General features: G+C 66.7%; 16 protein-coding genes. 12 read left to right on the top strand and 4 right to left on the bottom strand.

Annotated features, from left to right (window positions below; all coding sequences use genetic code 11):
* Positions 1 to 28: 28 nt before the first annotated feature.
* From ACIRON_RS18015 to ACIRON_RS17990, 6 genes are all read left to right on the top strand, one after another.
* On the top strand, positions 29 to 760 hold the full coding sequence (locus ACIRON_RS18015; RefSeq protein WP_402993983.1) for a hypothetical protein: 732 nt from the start codon (positions 29 to 31) through the stop codon (positions 758 to 760).
* Between the two features lie 167 nt (positions 761 to 927).
* Complete coding sequence (locus ACIRON_RS18010; protein WP_402993981.1) at positions 928 to 1,260, top strand: hypothetical protein; 333 nt, start codon at positions 928 to 930, stop codon at positions 1,258 to 1,260.
* Positions 1,261 to 1,655: 395 nt separating this feature from the next.
* On the top strand, positions 1,656 to 1,970 hold the full coding sequence (locus tag ACIRON_RS18005; protein ID WP_402993979.1) for a DMT family transporter: 315 nt from the start codon (positions 1,656 to 1,658) through the stop codon (positions 1,968 to 1,970).
* Complete coding sequence (locus ACIRON_RS18000) at positions 1,883 to 2,749, top strand: TetR/AcrR family transcriptional regulator (RefSeq protein ID WP_402993977.1); 867 nt, start codon at positions 1,883 to 1,885, stop codon at positions 2,747 to 2,749. The genes ACIRON_RS18005 and ACIRON_RS18000 overlap by 88 nt, the downstream gene beginning before the upstream one ends.
* A 300-nt stretch (positions 2,750 to 3,049) precedes the next feature.
* Positions 3,050 to 3,682, top strand: a complete 633-nt coding sequence (locus ACIRON_RS17995; RefSeq protein WP_402993975.1) for a hypothetical protein — start codon at positions 3,050 to 3,052, stop codon at positions 3,680 to 3,682.
* A gap of 638 nt (positions 3,683 to 4,320) precedes the next feature.
* Positions 4,321 to 6,618, top strand: a complete 2,298-nt coding sequence (locus ACIRON_RS17990) for a hypothetical protein (RefSeq protein ID WP_402993973.1) — start codon at positions 4,321 to 4,323, stop codon at positions 6,616 to 6,618.
* Positions 6,619 to 6,933: 315 nt separating this feature from the next.
* Here the strand turns inward: ACIRON_RS17990 and ACIRON_RS17985 are convergent, their stop codons facing one another.
* The 3 genes from ACIRON_RS17985 to ACIRON_RS17975 form a co-directional block, all read right to left on the bottom strand.
* The gene (locus ACIRON_RS17985) at positions 6,934 to 7,371 is read right to left on the bottom strand and encodes an NUDIX hydrolase (RefSeq protein WP_402993971.1); all 438 of its coding nucleotides are present in this window, start codon (positions 7,369 to 7,371) and stop codon (positions 6,934 to 6,936) included.
* A 143-nt stretch (positions 7,372 to 7,514) separates the two neighbouring features.
* Positions 7,515 to 7,889 carry a DUF4345 family protein gene (locus ACIRON_RS17980; protein WP_402993969.1) on the bottom strand — a complete coding sequence of 125 codons (375 nt, stop codon included), beginning with the start codon at positions 7,887 to 7,889 and terminating at the stop codon, positions 7,515 to 7,517.
* A gap of 121 nt (positions 7,890 to 8,010) precedes the next feature.
* A complete protein-coding gene (locus tag ACIRON_RS17975) occupies positions 8,011 to 8,373 on the bottom strand; it encodes a nuclear transport factor 2 family protein (protein WP_402993967.1) in 363 nt (120 codons plus the stop codon).
* Between the two features lie 80 nt (positions 8,374 to 8,453).
* Here ACIRON_RS17975 and ACIRON_RS17970 point away from each other — a divergent pair, with 80 nt between their 5' ends.
* Both ACIRON_RS17970 and ACIRON_RS17965 read left to right on the top strand, forming a co-directional pair.
* The gene (locus ACIRON_RS17970; protein ID WP_402993965.1) at positions 8,454 to 9,263 is read left to right on the top strand and encodes a MerR family transcriptional regulator; all 810 of its coding nucleotides are present in this window, start codon (positions 8,454 to 8,456) and stop codon (positions 9,261 to 9,263) included.
* A gap of 116 nt (positions 9,264 to 9,379) precedes the next feature.
* Entirely contained in the window at positions 9,380 to 10,195 is an 816-nt protein-coding gene (locus ACIRON_RS17965; RefSeq protein WP_402993963.1) for a TIGR02452 family protein, read from the top strand.
* An 8-nt stretch (positions 10,196 to 10,203) separates the two neighbouring features.
* Here ACIRON_RS17965 and ACIRON_RS17960 read toward each other — a convergent pair whose 3' ends face one another.
* Positions 10,204 to 11,988, bottom strand: a complete 1,785-nt coding sequence (locus ACIRON_RS17960) for a beta-galactosidase family protein (RefSeq protein WP_402993961.1) — start codon at positions 11,986 to 11,988, stop codon at positions 10,204 to 10,206.
* 120 nt (positions 11,989 to 12,108) lie between these two features.
* Between ACIRON_RS17960 and ACIRON_RS17955 the strand changes: the two genes are divergently transcribed.
* From ACIRON_RS17955 to ACIRON_RS17940, 4 genes are all read left to right on the top strand, one after another.
* Positions 12,109 to 12,891 carry a DeoR/GlpR family DNA-binding transcription regulator gene (locus ACIRON_RS17955; RefSeq protein ID WP_402993958.1) on the top strand — a complete coding sequence of 261 codons (783 nt, stop codon included), beginning with the start codon at positions 12,109 to 12,111 and terminating at the stop codon, positions 12,889 to 12,891.
* A gap of 91 nt (positions 12,892 to 12,982) precedes the next feature.
* Positions 12,983 to 13,903: an SIS domain-containing protein gene (locus tag ACIRON_RS17950; protein ID WP_402993956.1), complete on the top strand. Its 921-nt coding sequence runs from the start codon at positions 12,983 to 12,985 to the stop codon at positions 13,901 to 13,903.
* Complete coding sequence (locus tag ACIRON_RS17945) at positions 13,903 to 14,823, top strand: ROK family protein (RefSeq protein ID WP_402993954.1); 921 nt, start codon at positions 13,903 to 13,905, stop codon at positions 14,821 to 14,823. Before ACIRON_RS17950 ends, ACIRON_RS17945 begins: the two co-directional genes overlap by 1 nt.
* Positions 14,820 to 15,728, top strand: a complete 909-nt coding sequence (locus tag ACIRON_RS17940; RefSeq protein ID WP_402993952.1) for a 1-phosphofructokinase family hexose kinase — start codon at positions 14,820 to 14,822, stop codon at positions 15,726 to 15,728. The genes ACIRON_RS17945 and ACIRON_RS17940 overlap by 4 nt, the downstream gene beginning before the upstream one ends.
* Position 15,729: the final 1 nt, after the last annotated feature.

The following is a 15,729-nucleotide window of genomic DNA, read 5'->3' as shown; positions in this document are numbered from 1 at the left end:
GAGGCGTTCGGGGTGGCAGGATCAATCCGTGGGCTCAGATTGGGCGGCGCTATTGGTCCCGGCAGTGATCACCGTGGGCGGTGGACTAGCGGCGTTCTACCGCTGGTCGGCACAGCGTCAGATTGAGCGTTCGCAGGAGCAACAGCGCATCAATTCCCTTTACGTAATGCCCACTCTGTTTGCGGCTGAAGACCTGCAGAGCAGGTTGTACAACCTCTTGGACCAGTCTGGCCTAGTCCCTCTACGTAGGCGGGATCCCGGCGGCCAGTATGCCGTCGAGACCGTCTATCTGCTCGCGCGGTATCTCGCCTGGGAACAGTTGTTTTTGCGATTCACCTACCTAGCGACAGATCCGAAGGTCGCGGGGATCACTGGAAGAATTCGACGGGATCTAGCTTCCGATCGTTTTGGGACAGGTCCGTGGACGGTGTTCCGACCAACGCAGATGTCGCTCGGTCAGGTCGTCACGTACTGGCACGACGGTGCGTTGGCCGACACGATTTCGTTCCTAGAGTTCAAGCGACGGTGGGGAGACGGGCTCGGGTCGGAACTGGGTTTGGATGACGCCGTCGATGCTCTCCGGCTGGTGTCGACGATCGATGAGTTGCCGCCGCTGACGGTTGAGAGACTCGCGCGGTTGCAATCGAATCTCGTCGAACTCCTAAACGAACTAGAGATTCAAATGTCGGTGAAGGACGCCGTGCGATTCACCGTCGGCCAGGGCGCAGCGCGTCGGGTCTCCGCACGATCACCAGGCTAGAGAGGGCACTCGACCAAGCACCGTGCTCACCCCGATGCGCGTGCAGAGCCATCGCCGCCGCATCGGCTGGTCGGTGGCGCCTACGCGGCGGTATGACGCGGGACCCTTTCTGTCAGCCGGGGTTGCATGCCAGACCAAAGTTCGATGCGTGATGGCAAGATGACTACATGGCATCGGACTCCCGGATGGTGGCATTGGGTTTCGGAAAGTTCGCGCGCGCCGACCGTATCTTCGCCCTGGAGCGCATCACTGGGGAGGAGCGCGGAGATGGCCGCCGCACTCGCGTCTGGATCGACGGGGTCACCGATCCCTTGATCGCGTCCAGGACCGAGGTCACAATCCTTCGTGATATGGGCCAGGAGTCCGCGGTCACCGCACCCGAGCTCGACGAGGCAATGAACCTTGCCGCGCGTCTGGCGGCCGCGGCTGAGGAGGGTCGGGTGGATCTGAGCGATCTGGGTCGTCGTGCGCGACGCCTCCTCGCCACGACGACGCCATAGGAAAGGGAGACCTCGACAGCCCCTTCGGTGAGTGACCCACCGCGGCGATGTAGCGCGCTCGCGGCGGTGTGACGCAGCCCGTTGCCGGCTACCGCAGTCTGGCCCTTCAGCGCGGACGTGACGACGAACAGCGTCAGCGTTCATCGACCCCGGAGCCTCTTTCCGCAACCTGGAGGCGTTGGTTCGTCGCCATGGTCAGTCGCTGTGAGCGGGGAGCCGGGAGGGTGCGCAGTCTGGGGCCAACGGTCACTCAAATGACCTGCCAGCGACACATGGGCTCGCCGGTAGGGCCGCCGCACGATCGTGGTGGCGTAGCGCTCTTGACTTTCGCGAAACGCGTGCGAAACTTACGCCCCCTTTGCCCACCTGTCAACCTATAGAAAAGGCGGCTCGAGTTGCCCTGGCTGGTCCTTGCTGTATCAGGAGTACTCGAGGCCGTCTGGGCGCTTGCCCTGGCGCGCACCGATGGATTCCAGCGGCCTGTCCCCGTGGCCGTCTTCGTAGTGGCGCTGGCGGCCAGCATGGGTGGCCTGGCGTACGCCATGCAATCCGTGCCGGTAGGAACGGCTTACGCGGTCTGGGTGGGGATCGGGGTGGCCTTGACCGTTGCCTACTCGATGGTGTGGTCCACCGACTCGATAAGCGTGGTCCGGGTCCTGCTCGTGGTCGGGCTCGTCGGCTGCGTCATCGGTTTGAAGCTCACCCACTGACTTGTCCTCACCGCTGGCGTCGGGAGCCTGACTCTCCCGAAGCTGGCGAAGTCTACATCCCACGCATATGCCCACCACTGGAAGAAATAGGCGATCGTACGTTGACACACATCTCGCCGCGACCGGGCCCCGGCCGTCCACGCCGGTTGCCAGGACCGCGTGCGGCGAACCCACAGGAGCAGCTCCTCGACTCAGCCGCAGAGACGTTCGTCGGACAGGGCTACGCAGGAACGACCACCCGCGAGGTCGCGGAGCTTGCCGGGATGCGTCAGGCCTCTCTCTACTACCACTTCGACGGCAAGGAGGACCTTCTTGCTGAACTGCTGCGCCGCTCCTTCCGGCACCGCGTCGAACGAGCTCGCGTGATCGCGGCGGCTCTCGACGGGGTCGCACCTGCCATGGCTCTGTATCAACTGGCGGCCAGCGACGTGAGCGCTCTTGCCGCGATGCCGCACAACATCGGTGTCCTCTACCGGTTGCCCGACGTCATCGCCTCACCCGTCTACGGTCAGTTTGCAGGGCTTCGTGGCGAGCTCACCGCGATCTATGGGCATGCCGGCATGCGTGCGGCACCGCCGGAACTTGCACATTGCCTGGACGAGTATGGGCTCGGTGAACTGTTGGTACAGCTCGCGGATGCGGTCACCAGCATGCGAGCTGTGGGTGAGATCGATCCCTACACGACCAAGACGATCGCTGCCGCATGCCTTCGTCAGTGTGGAGTGTCAGAGAAGACGATTCATCATGTACTGACCCATGCCGATGATGGTGTGCGATGACCGGATGAGTCCGACCGTGCCCTGAAGGCGGCAGTCGGGCGGTGCGGCCTCCGAGACGCAGATGATCTAGGTAACTGGGTGTATCTATCAGTCGCGCAAGAATCTGGGGTGAGGCGTCCTGGTCTCCATGGTCGGGTGCCGGATCACGGATCGTTTGGGTGGCCCGAACCTCCGCCCGAGCAGCGACAGCGCGGGCCGCGGTGAGGTTCGCGCGCCCGCACCGGGCACGCTGACTGGTTGCGACGAACAATTTGGTGAAGCCTCTGCGCCGAAGTTCCCGAACAAGGCATGATTTGCGTCGTGTCAGCTGATCACGACGAAGACGTCGAAGCCGCACGTTTGAATCTGGCTCAGATCGCCGCTGCGCCAGACGTCTGGCGTGCTCGAGCAATCTCGGCGGGCGGCTTTCTCGGTGCCGCCGCCGCCGTGACACTTTGGAGTCTGGCGCAGCAGGGTTCTCGGGTAGTCGGTGCAGTTCCCTGGATCGTGGCTGGGGCTGCGCTTTGCTATCTTCTCGCGGTGATTTTCTTCCTGATCGCCAGCATCCTGCCGACCCCTGAGTTCGATGGCGCTGACATCGTAGGAGCTGCGAACCAACTCCACGCGTCGGCGACTCAGGAGTCCGGTCGGATTAAAGCGATGGTGTTCATCGGAGCGGGTGTTGGATGTATGGCAATTGTTCTGACTTCTGTCAGCATATTCCTCATTCTTATGATTCCAGTGACGGAGCGGGCGTACGTCACTTTCAGCGACGCAGCGAAGAGGGATGCTGCTGAACTCCTTTGCCCCGACCTCCCTAGTACCTTTCTGGCCGAGGTTACCGACGAGGGACTGGGGATGGTGCGCATAACCGTCGTAGGGAAAACTTGCCCGGACGGACGCACTGAACTAGTTGTTCCGAGAACTTCTATTGTTCGGGCCGTTTCTGGATAGATGAGTATTCTGATTGCAGAGTTCTCGGCATGGAATGACCTAGAACTAACGCAGGCCTTCAGCGCCGCAATTAAAGACGTTTCCTCACAAGGCGAGATTACGGTCGTCGACCGGAGGCATCTAGAATCGGGCTCGCAAGTGCGGGTCGAGTTGGCGATTCGTGCGGCTGACCGGGCCGTCGTTGACAATCAGATGTGCTTGGCTTGGTTAGGTGAACTTGTCACGCGACAGGCAGATGATATTCGGCTTTCAATTGGGGTCGCACTCACCAATGGTGCAGCGGATTCTGATGCTGTGTCCCTATTCAATGCTTTAGGGATTCCTCCGGCAGGCGCTTGGCGAGAAGTTCGACCCGCTCATGGCGTCACTGAACTGTACGAATTAATAGTCCGATGGATATATGACATAATTGCGGGTCGTCCTGAGTATGGGCAGGCCCCTGATTTGGCCCAAGACTCAATAAGCACAATTAACGAGAATCTTCCTGTTTCCGTGCATGATCGTCCCGCGTCTCCTAGGATCAGACAGAAGCCATGACAAATCTAGCCTGGCTCGCTTCGTTGCTTTGTCCTCGTAGCGTCAGCCCTCATCCAAACTTCAGTAGCGTCGATAAAGTAACTGGACCTGGCGTCCTTGGCTTGGTCATCTCTGGAAACGGCGGCGATGTCGACGACGCTTTAAAGCGCATGGATCAGGAATTGTCCGACCATGAACTGCAGGTCATCCGTGGCGCAAGGAAAGCAATTTCTGTTGGGTCGGTGGAAGAGGGGGCGGTGGAACTAGCCGACCTCAGTGGCGCGCGAGATCTCGGCGACCCTGCCCTTCGTTCGGCCGCCGCATTGATCGCCGCAGTATCGCTAGCCGAGGTGGACCGCCATCGAGATGCTGTCGATGTTATCCAGAATGCGAGTTCTTTAATCGACGGTAGCCAGAGTGATGGCAGACTGCTCTTGGGTGCGCTTAAGCAACAGGAGGCTTTAAGAGCCCTCGAAGCCGGTGTTGAATGGCGACTGCAACGAAGTGAAGCGAAAGGCATCCTGGCGTCTGTAAGGGTACCGGAACTCTCTGTTTACGTGACTAGTCTAGGTGCGCGCTGGAACGCGCGATTGACGAATCAGAATATGCTTCGAGCCTTACGGGAATCAAATACGGATCTTTTCAATGCGGAAATAGGGTTTCCGTCGGCGGCAGAACTGAGGCGACTGCTCAAGGAGATGTCGCCGCTCGCGTCCAGTCACCTATTGACTGAGCGTTCTGGTGCTACCGCTTTTATCGATGAATCGTTTGCGCGCTTCGTGATGAGTGCTGATCGCACGATTCGAAACCGGGATCCTGTTGATCAGCCTGTTTGGCGTTCGCAAACGTACTTTGAGTTGGTCGGAAATCGCGGTCAGGCCCGCGCGAGGCGGCGAAATCTGGGGCAATTGCGTCTAATGAGAAGCCCTCGTCTCGAGGTGGCTTCTTTCAGTGAGGGACTGCGCTTGCTCCGTCAATCCGGTGACACAAAGCTGCTCCGGCTCGCCCATGGCCTAGTGCGTAGTGGCGGTCCCTTGCTTGCACTGGTAAACGAAGTCGAGACGATCGTCGAAAATCGGTTGCTCCCGACCCAGTTGCGAGCGGGCGAATTGGCAACTTTGGAGGCCGGCGCGCAACTTCTGTCGCTCGAAGTTGCGAGCACTGCCCTGACAGCGGTATTTGCGGCAATGGATGCGATGCCAATTGCATTTGACTTGCAGCGAGAAATTTCGTCTGTCCATTTCGAGCGATTGGCGAAATCTGCGGCCGCGCTCGCGCCGGTCGCGGGCCGTGTTGACGATCTTGCTGCAAAGGTTCTTGATCTTGTCGACCAACTTGGTGCAACGAGTGACGAGTTGCTGGTGCGCGCTATGGCTGTGGCCGTGTCGAATGTGGATTGGTCTGAGACTTCGAGATCAATCCGCGACCGCTGGACCATTTGGCTCTCCGATGCGGCGGGCGTAGGGGGGTGGTCCCCGCTTGTCAACCTGCTCTCTCCGCTACTGATGCAGGATGAGCCTGATGCGGCTAGCGTCACAGACTCTCTCACTCTGGAGCGTGTCGGGCACGAACTGAATGCGGTCATCGGTGGGGTGGCTGATCCTCCTTACTGGCTTCGTGATCCGGCGTCAGAGCTCGTGGAGGCACGTCTGCGAGAAATTCGGCAACAGGCGGCGAATGGCGTTTTTAGCGGCTATGTTTCCGACGCTGCGGATCTAGGCGTCGCCCTGGTGCACCTATTGGATGCCGACCTGTGGGACCCGGTGACTGATTACTTGCTGGATTCGCGGGTGCCGCGCTCAGCAAAATCCGATGCTTTCCTCAGAATCGCGTCGCGTCCCGAGATTGTTCCGCCCGCTATCCGGGAAACGTTTGGCAGGAATGTTAATGAACTGCTGAATGCAACGTCTTTCCAATCGCCGTTTGACCCGCCTGCCGTGGACCCAGATCCCGCGGCCGTGCGCCTGTTCACAGCTCTAGGAATCTACACGTCGACAGACGCTCTAGAGGCGGTCGCAAGTCTCGCCTCGGCCGGGACTCGGGAGCGCCTGGAGGCCTGCCGCATTCTTACGACCGTTCTTCTGAGTTCCGAACACGCGCCGGAGTGGGGCGTGTCAATGGCGATTCAACTTAGTACTGATCCGAATGAGAACGTTAGGGCCGAGACAGGGCGGAATCTGGCTCTAGCTCTTCAAAGGTCGACGTTCGCAACTGACGTGCTTGAGCGGCGCCTTTTCTCATTGCTCGAAGAAGATGGAATCCTGGTGCCCTTGTTGGCGCTGCGTGGCCTATCCGACGAGACTGTGCTGCGGCCCGGCCCGCTTCGGGACCATATCGAGCTAATGGCTGAGCAGCATCTGGTCTTTGGGGTTCGGATTCAAGCTCGCAGCGTGTTGGGTCACAGTGCGCCACCGAGGTGAGCATTGCTCGCGCACTCGAGTGCGGGGAACTGCCCGCGCCTAGTCCAGGCGACTCATCTTCTGCGGTGCGTCCGCGTTATTCTTGGCGGTATGCTCACGCAGCGAATCCGGGCCGAGATCACGGATCGTGCCTACTTAACGCTCCAATGCAGGGGATGATGATCAGGTGTCCGTGATCGAGCCCTATCCGCCCGACGCCGGCCGGGACCTCTGCGGCTGTCCGGCCAAGCAGGTGCTGCGGCGGCACAAGATCAGGCTGCGGCGTACGGTTTGATCCTCTGACGTCGGCGACATCCCCGAGGCGACCGGCAGGGATCAAGGATTGGGGTCGAGGTGGGGGAAGTTGCGGTTGAGGGCCCAGTCGATCCGTACGCGCTGGCTGCGGTCCATCTGGAGGCTGGGGACCATCTCGGGATAGAGCCACTCGGCGTGGGTGTTCTCGGCCGAGGGGGTGGGCTCGCCGGCGAGGTAGCGGCCGGCGTAGATGATGCTGAACTCCTGGCGTACCTCGCCGTTGGCGGTGTACTCGATGCGGTGGCGGGGGTCGGTCCAGATGCCGACCAGGCCGATCACCTCGATGGTGATGCCGGTCTCCTGGAGCGTCCCGCGGACCGCGCAGGCGGTGAGTGACTCGCCCGGATCCATGGCGCCGCCGGGCATCGTCCAGTTGCCGGTGTCGTCGCGGCGTACCAGCAGGATCCGGCCCGGGTCGTCGAGTACGAAGACGCCGGCGCTCGGCCTGATGGTGTTCACCTCGGGCGCCGAGGGATCGTTGTGCCAGTCGACTCGTCGGCCCGAGCCGCTCACCTCAGGGGAGCGAGGGCGCGGCGGATATACAGACGCGTCTAATGTCGGCCGAGATCCCACGGTGGCGAGCATAGCCGAATCTGCCGAGGTCAAGCGCAAAGAAACAGGGCTGTCCCGGCCACGAGTTCGATCCAGAAGTAGAACCAGATCGGATAGAAACCTACGGGGGTATCGAGCAGTCGCGAGACGAGTCGGCCGCCGGCCATCCCGATCAGGGCGAGGCCGACGGTGGTGACCGCACCGGTCCGGATCTCGCCGATGTCGAGTGCGGCGGCGCCGAGCACGGCGGCCGTGGCGATCCCGAACCCGCCGTAGACCGAGCGGACCTCCGATCGGGACTCCGGCGCCTGAGCCGAGAGGCGGAACGGGGCGACGAGGGCGCCCGGGGAGATCAGCGCGTACGTCCCCATCGCGAGGAAGAAGAAGCCGACGACAGCGATGGTCAGGGTGGCCACGGTGTTCACCGAACGATCATGAGGTGCATGGCGGATCGCCGGGCCATGTCAGCGCTACCTTCCGGGCGATGTTCTCCGCATCGTGGTGATGGAGCCGTAGCGTACGAAGTCGTGAGGGTGCAGCGGCAGTTCAGGGCTCGATCGTCAGAGTCTTGATGAGGCCATCATGCAGATTGAACCGGAAATGCAGGTTGGCGACGCCGCCGGGGAAGTCGCCCTCGAGGTGATGGATCACGTCGTAGTGGGTGTCGTCGATCCGGGAGGCGCTGGTCACCTCGGTCGTGTAGGTGAACTCGCCGGCCGCGTTCGTGAGCCAGTCGCGGATCGTGTCGAGACCATGGAAGTCGTGGCCCTCGTCGGTGACGACGGCATCGGGTACGAAGAGCGGGACGGCGGTCTCGGCATCGCGGGCGACCTGGGCGGTCAGGAAGCTCGAGATCACCTCGGGAAGGTCGGTTGGGTCGATGGGGGTGGCGGAGTGCTGTTCGATCATGGCTGCCATGGTTGGGTCTCCCGTAGGGAGAGGGTCAACGGCATTGACTCTCTCCCCAGGAGAGGGTTGAAGGTGTGGGTATGCGGGCGGGACTGACGATCGGAGAGTTCGCGGCGCTGACGCAGCTGAGCGTGCGTACGCTGCGGCGCTATCACGACGCGGGCCTGCTCGAGCCCGCCAGCGTCGACCCGTTCACCGGCTATCGCTACTACGTGGCCGGCCAGATCCCCTCCGCCCAGGTGATCCACCGGCTCCGCGAGCTCGACGTACCTCTGGCAGAGGTCAAGGCGGTCTTGGCCACTGACGACCCGGGGCGGAGGGCGGAGATGATCGCCGGCCACCTCGAGCGGCTCGAGGTCAGCCTCGACCGCACCCGCGCGGCCGTGACGTCGCTACGGCAGTTGTTGCGCCCCGGAGTCGAGGACCTGGAGGTCGAGCTCCGTTCGGTGCCGGTGCGCGAGGTCGCCGCGATCACCGCCGAGGTCGACCTGGACACCGTCACCGTCTGGTACGACGCTGCGATGAGCAGGCTCGATGCGGCCGTCCCTCCCGAACAGCGCAGCGGCCCGCCTGGCGGCCGCTACGACAACGAGCTGTTCACCGAGGGCAGCGGCACGGTGTGTGTCTTCCGGCCCTTTCATGATCTGTGCCCAGCGGGCGGAGTCGAGATTCTCGAGCTCCCGCCGGTCGAGCTCGCGGTGACCGTCCACCGCGGCCATCACGACGACATCGGTGTCCGCTACGGCCGCCTCGGCGAGTGGGTGGTCGACCACGCCCTCGCTGTCGACGGGCCTGTGCACGAGACGTACGTGGCAGGGCCGCGCGACACCGACGACCCTGAGGCTTGGCGTACCGAGATCGGCTGGCCGATCTTCCGGCTCACGCCTTAGCGCATCGGCGATCGCGTGCGGTCGAATTAACCTGGTTGCGTTGGAAACCTCGAGGGCCGGACGATGCGTACTGTGAAGCAGATCGAACGCTCCGTCGTCACCGCCAGGGTGACCGGATGAGCGCGCGGCTGCGCGCGCTCGCGCGGGAGAACCAGCACCTCATCGAGGCCGGGTACTACCGGCGTACGGATGGCACGAAGGCGGTCATCGGCGAGGCCGTCCGGGCGGCGCGAGAAGGAACCCGGCTGTACGGACCGGAGCCGGTCGAGGTGCCTGCAACCGAGCCGGTGAAGACCCGGTTCGCGGTCACCGGAGGGAGCAGCCTGTGGGAGGCGCGGCGGCTGCCGGGATCGGTGGCGGTGCTGAACTTCGCCTCGGCGAGGAACCCCGGCGGCGGGTACGTCAACGGAGCCCAGGCGCAGGAGGAGGCGCTGTGCCGGGCGTCAGCGCTGTACACCTGCCTGCTGGAGGCGCCCGCCTACTACGTGCATCATCGCGCCATGCGCGACCCGTTCTACAGCGACCGCGTCATCCACTCGCCGGGCGTACCGGTCTTCCGCGACGACCGCGGCCAGCTTCTCGACGAGCCGGCCGAGGTCGGCTTCCTGACCTCGCCGGCGCCGAACGCAGGCGTCATCCGCCGGAAGGCTCCGGAGCGCATGGACGAGATCCCGGCCGTGCTCGCCGGCCGGGCGGCTCGGGTCCTGGAGACCGCGGCCGCCAACGGCTATCGCAGCCTCGTCCTCGGCGCTTGGGGCTGCGGGGTGTTCCAGAACGGCCCCGCCATGGTCGCCGGGTCGTTCCGGGACCTGCTCGGCCCGGGAGGCCGGTTCGACGGGACCTTCGAGCAGGTGGTGTTCGGGATCCTCGACCGTACGCCAGGAGCAGTCGTCCGGCAGGCGTTCGAGGATTCCTTCGCGGACCTGTCGTAGACGCCGACTCACGTTCCGGTCGGCAGCGTCTCGACGTACTCCTCGGTCGGCCCGAAGTCGGGGTCCGGGTGGACCTCGACGTAGGCCGCAGGTGCGGTGAGGTCGAGGACGGCGACCTGGTTGGCGCCGGGGTGCCACAGGGGAGCGGGGGCGTAGAGGCGGCGTTGGGGTCCGCGGGCCCACAAGCGGCCGAGCAGGGTGCCGTTGAGCCAGATGAACCGGTCGCCGTCGCCGGGGACGGCGAGCCAGCCGTCGGCGGGCGTATCGATGTCGATGACCGCACGGGGGAGGCCGTCGAGAGCGTCCCAGCGGTCGAGGGGAGCGGGGTGGTGGTCCCAGCCGTGGACGAGGCGCCGGTCGACCTGGACGCCGCCGAGGATCCCCTTGTGATCGCCGAGCAGCGGGCCGTAGTTGATCCGGCCCAGCGCCTCGACGACCAGAGTCAGCTCGGCCGCCCGGCCAAGGCCGGGAAGCGTCAGCACCGAAGCCTCGGCGTCGTCGCGCTCGAGCATGCCGAGCGCGTCCCCGTCGAGGAAGACGTACGCCACATCGTGCAGCCCGCGCACGGTGAGATGGACGTCGTGGCCGGGGAGCGTGACCGAGGACCGGTACGTCACCAGCCCGGCCTCGATGCCGAGCTCCTCGAAGCTCAGCGGCCGAGCGGCTCGGGTCGCGGCCCCCCGGGTCATCAGCGAGAGCAGGTCGGTCCCGGACGAGATCGGCGCCGAGGAGAACCCGAGGCGAGCGGGAGTGGGCGGCAGCGCGGGGAGTGCGTCGACCGTGCGACCCGTGGCGGGCGCCAGGATCTCGCGGTAGAGCCCGAACTTCTCCGAGACCCGGCCGTCCTCGCCGACCGGGGCGTCGGAGTCGTAGCTGGTGACGGTGGGCTGGATGCGGCGGCCGTCGTGGTTGGCACCTGCCCAGAGCTCGAAGTTGGTGCCGCCGTGGGCCATGTAGACGCTGACCGAGCCACCGAGGTCGACGATCTCGCGCAGGGTCGCGGCGGCGCTCGCGGGGGAGCGGACATGGTGGTTCTCGCCCCAGTGGTCGAACCAGCCGTTCCAGAGCTCGGCGCACAGGAACGGCTCGCCGGCCCGCCGCGACCGCAGCATCGCGTGAGCCTCGGTGGCGCGGCTGCCGAAGGTCGCCGCGGCGAGCGTGCCCTCGAGCATCCCGGCGTCGAGCATGACCTCGGTCGGGCCGTCGGCGGTGTAGAGCAGCTCGGTGACGCCGCGGTCCAAGAGAGCCTGCCGGATCCAGGCGAGGTGCGCGGCGTCGTCGCCGTAGGAGCCGTACTCGTTCTCGACCTGCACCGCCACGACCGGCCCGCCGTGAGCGGCCTGGAGCGGGACGAGCTGGGGGAGCAGGACGTCGAACCAGCGCGAGACCGCGTCCTGGTAGACCGGGTCGGAGCTGCGCGGGGCCCGGGTGCGAGCGGTCAGCCACGACGGCAGCGCGCCGTTGGTCCACTCGGCGCAGATGTAGGGGCCGGGGCGCACGATCACGTCGAGGCCGAGATCGCCGGCGACGGTGACGAAGCGGGCCAGGTCGCGCGGCCCGGTGAAGTCCGGGGACCCCTCGTCCGGCTCGTGGAAGTTCCAGGCGACGTAGGTGTCGACGGTGTTGAACCCGGTGGCGGCGACCCGGCGCAGCCGGTCCTCCCACAGGTCCGGATGGACGCGGAAGTAGTGGATGGACCCGGACAGGATCCGGTGGGGAACGCCGTGCTTCAGAAACCGGCCGTCGTGCCAGGTCAGGGCCGGGTTCTGGGCGGGTGTCTTCGCTGCGGTCACCTGGACAGGGTAGGGGCAGGGTGACGACTTGTGCGCGCAACCCCGTCGATCCGAGCAGAACCCTGCAAGCGGGCGGCGCTGGATCTGCGTAGGCTGTCCGGGACCCAGGAAGGGGAGCCGATGAGGCAACAGCGACTCAACCAGCTGCTCGAGCTGATCAGCGAGCACGGGCACGTCTCGATCGCGGAGGTGGAGAGCGCGCTCGGTGTCTCGGCGGCGACCGCCCGCCGCGACATCGGACACCTCGCCGACCAGCGGCTGGTCACCCGGACACACGGCGGCGCGACGGCGCTCGGCTCGGCGTACGAGCTGCCGTTGCAGTACAAGATCGGCCGCCAGGCCGAGGCCAAGCGCGCGATCGCGGCCGCGGTCGCCGACCTGCTCGTGCCGGGGGAGACGGTGGCGCTCAACGGCGGGACGACCACCAGCGAGGTGGCGCGCGCGATCGGGCGCCACCCGGATCTGGCCGAGGACGACAGCATCACCGTGGTCACCAACGCGCTCAACATCGCCTACGAGCTCTCGATCCGGCCCAACGTCAACATCGTGGTGACCGGCGGGGCCGCGCGCACCCAGTCCTACGAGCTGGTCGGCCCGCTGAGCGAGGGGGTGCTGTCGAAGATCCACATCGACTCCGCGATCCTCGGCGTCGACGGCATCAGCACCCGCGCCGGCCTCACCACGATCCACCCGGCCGAGGCCAAGATCAGCGCCGACTTCATCGCCGCGGCTCAGCGCACCATCGTCGTGGCCGACAGCACCAAGCTCGAGCATCCGACCTTCGCGCGGATCTGCGATCTCGCCGGCGTCTCCATGCTCGTCACCGACCGAGCCGTGCCCGAGCCGCTCGCGAAGGCACTGGCCGACGGTGGGGCGGAGATCGTCATCGCGACTGAGCGATAATGATCATTTGATGCGCTCAATTGACAAAAACGAGCAATCGGTTGGATGATTCCGGTCCAGCCGGCAACACATCGGAGAGTGACCCGACGCCATGACCGCATCCGCACCGACGACGCATCTCGCCACCGAGGTGGCGAGCCAGCCCGCCAACTGGCTGGCCGCCCGGGAGACCGCCGAGCGCTTCGCCGCTTCCCTGCCGAAGGCGGGGGAGAAGGTCGCGGTCGTCGGCTGCGGCACCTCGCTCTACATGGCGCAGGCCTACGCCGCGCTGCGCGAGGAGCAGGGCCACGGCATCACCGACGCCTGGACGCCCACCGAGGCCCGGATCGGCCGCGGCTACGACCGGCTGCTCGCGATCACCCGCTCCGGGACCACGACCGAGGTCGTCGACCTGCTGACCCAGGTCGAGGGCCGGATCCCGGCGACGGTGATCTCCTCCTCGCCGGGCACCCCGGCGCTCGAGGTCGCCGAGCCGATCCTCATGCCCGAGGTGGACGAGAAGTCGGTGGTCCAGACCCGCTTCGCGACCACGACGCTCGCCCTGCTCCGCTGGCACCTCGGTGAGGACCTGAGCCGGGCCGCCGAGCAGGCCCAGCGGATCATCGAGGCCGGCGAGAGCGCGTTCGGTCCGGCGCTGAGCGCCGACCAGATCACCTTCGTCGGCCGAGGCTGGACCAACGGGGTGGCGCAGGAGGCGGCGCTCAAGCTCCGCGAGTCCGCACAGCTGTGGACCGAGTCCTACCCGATGATGGAATACCGCCACGGTCCGCTCTCGATCAGCGCTCCCGGCCGGGTCGTGTGGGCCTTCGGCGACCTGGTGCCCGGCTTCGCCGAGGACGTCGCGGTCACCGGCGCCGACCTGATGCACGCCGACGTCGACCCGCTCGCCGACCTGGTGCGCGTCCACCTGCTCTGCCTGGCACGGGCCCGTCGCGCCGGCCTCGACCCCGACGCACCGCGCAACCTCACCCGCTCGATCATCCTGAGCCCGGCTGACGCCCCGCCCGCGTGATGCTCGCCCTCGCTTTCGACGTCGGCGGCACCTCGGTGCGCGGAGCCGTGGTCGGCGCCGCCGATGTGGTGCTGGCCGAGTCGCGGTTCGCCACCCGGCCCGGTCCGGCCGTGCTCGACGACATCGGGCGGATGGGCGAGGAGCTGCTGGCCGGCTTGAGCCCCGCGGCCCGGGCCGGGGTCGCCGGGGTCGGGATCGCCTTCCCCGGTCTCGTCGACACCGACGCCGGTATCTCCCGCAGGGCCGTCAACCTCGGTCTCGCCGACACCCTCGTGGCGGCCCCGCTTGCCGAGCGCCTGGGCCTTCCGGTCACGGTCGCGCACGACACGGCCGCCGCCGCGGGTGCGATCTGGGCGGACGCCGGGTCACCGGCCTCCGCGCTCGTCGCCGTGCTCGGGACGGGCGTCGCTGCGGTGACGTACGTCGAGGGGAGGGCGGTCGTCGGCGTCTCGGGGCAGGCCGGAGAGCTCGGCCACCTGGTCGTGGACCCGGCCGGGCCGCCGTGCGTCTGCGGGCTGCGCGGCTGCGTGGAGACGCGCGCGGGAGCCCGCGCCATGCTGAAGACGTACGCCTCGCGGGGCGGTGACACCGGGGTCACCGGCGTCGCCGACCTGGTCGCGCGGACTCGGCACGACCCGTTCGCCGCCCGCGTCTGGTCCGAGGCGATCACCGCCCTCGCCGACGGTTTCCTCGCCGTGGGAGCGCTGCTCGCGCCCGGCGAGATCATCCTGGGTGGCGGCGTCGCCGAGGCCGGGGGAGACCTGCTCGACCCGCTGCGGGACCGGATGCGCGAGCGCGCCGGCGTGACGGCGGTCCCGCCCGTACGTCTCTCCGCCCTCGGCGGCCGGGCCGGCCTGATCGGTGCCGCCAGACTGGCGCTCGCCGCGACGGGGCCGGAGTCCCCGGAGAAGCGCGCATGATCATCACGGTCACCCTCAACCCGGCGATCGACGTGACCTACCGGCTCCCGCGGCTGACCGTCGGCGAGGTCCACCGCGTCGCCGAGGTCAGCACCCGGCTCGGGGGCAAGGGCGTGAACGTCGCCCGGGTGCTCCACCAGCTGGGCGAGCCGACCCACGCCGTCGGCCTCGCCGACGAGGTATTCGCCGACGCCCTCGCGAAGCAGCTGCCCTCGACCTTCCTGCCGGAGCTGGAGGACGTACGCCGCACCCTGGTCGTCGTCGCCGAGTCGACGACCTCGCTGTGGGAGCCGGGTCGACAGGCTGCCACCGGGGCCGACCGCAGGCTGCTCGACCTGCTGGCCGAACGGATCCCGGGCGCGACCGCCATCGTCGTCTCCGGCAGCCTGGCACCCGGGGTGCCCACCGACCTCCCGGCACGGATCGCGAGGATCGCGGCCGCCGCCGGCGTACCGGTGCTCCTCGATCTCGACGACGCGGCGCTGGCCGCCGCGGTCGGCACCGGCGCCGTCCTGACCCCCAACGAGGACGAGGCCGCGCGCCTGCTCGGGTACGCCCTCGACGACCCCGCCGCCGCGGTCACCGAGCTCGCGGCCCGCCACGGCGGCCCGGTCGTGCTGACCCGCGGCCGCCACGGGCTGGTCGCACATGCCGACGGCGGCTGCTGGGAGGTGCGCCCGCCCGCCGGGGTGAGCGGGAACCCGACCGGCGCCGGCGACGCGACCGCCGCCGGGCTCGCCCGCGGCCTGGCCCGCGGCCGGCCGTGGCCCGAGATCCTGCGCGACGCCGCTGCCCTGGGCGCCGCCGCGGTGGTCACGCCGGTGGCCGGCGAGATCGACCCCGACGCGTACCCGTCGTTCCTGGCGGACGTCAGCGTCAGACGAATCGACCGCAAGGAGCCCTGAC

The organism is Nocardioides sp. NPDC101246, assembly GCF_044767415.1.
In the GTDB taxonomy this organism is placed as follows: Bacteria; Actinomycetota; Actinomycetes; order Propionibacteriales; family Nocardioidaceae; genus Nocardioides.
The sequence above is the reverse complement of the archived record's forward strand: the minus strand, read 5'-3'. Positions and strand labels throughout refer to the sequence as shown.

What these genes read in the sequence shown, in the direction of transcription:
- ACIRON_RS18010 (WP_402993981.1), top strand. Translation starts at nt 928, where the DNA reads ATGGCATCGGACTCCCGGATGGTGGCATTGGGTTTCGGAAAGTTCGCG.
- ACIRON_RS17975 (WP_402993967.1), bottom strand. Translation starts at nt 8,373, where the DNA reads ATGATCGAACAGCACTCCGCCACCCCCATCGACCCAACCGACCTTCCC.
- ACIRON_RS17970 (WP_402993965.1), top strand. Translation starts at nt 8,454, where the DNA reads ATGCGGGCGGGACTGACGATCGGAGAGTTCGCGGCGCTGACGCAGCTG.
- ACIRON_RS17965 (WP_402993963.1), top strand. Translation starts at nt 9,380, where the DNA reads ATGAGCGCGCGGCTGCGCGCGCTCGCGCGGGAGAACCAGCACCTCATC.
- ACIRON_RS17955 (WP_402993958.1), top strand. Translation starts at nt 12,109, where the DNA reads ATGAGGCAACAGCGACTCAACCAGCTGCTCGAGCTGATCAGCGAGCAC.
- ACIRON_RS17950 (WP_402993956.1), top strand. Translation starts at nt 12,983, where the DNA reads ATGACCGCATCCGCACCGACGACGCATCTCGCCACCGAGGTGGCGAGC.
- ACIRON_RS17945 (WP_402993954.1), top strand. Translation starts at nt 13,903, where the DNA reads ATGCTCGCCCTCGCTTTCGACGTCGGCGGCACCTCGGTGCGCGGAGCC.
- ACIRON_RS17940 (WP_402993952.1), top strand. Translation starts at nt 14,820, where the DNA reads ATGATCATCACGGTCACCCTCAACCCGGCGATCGACGTGACCTACCGG.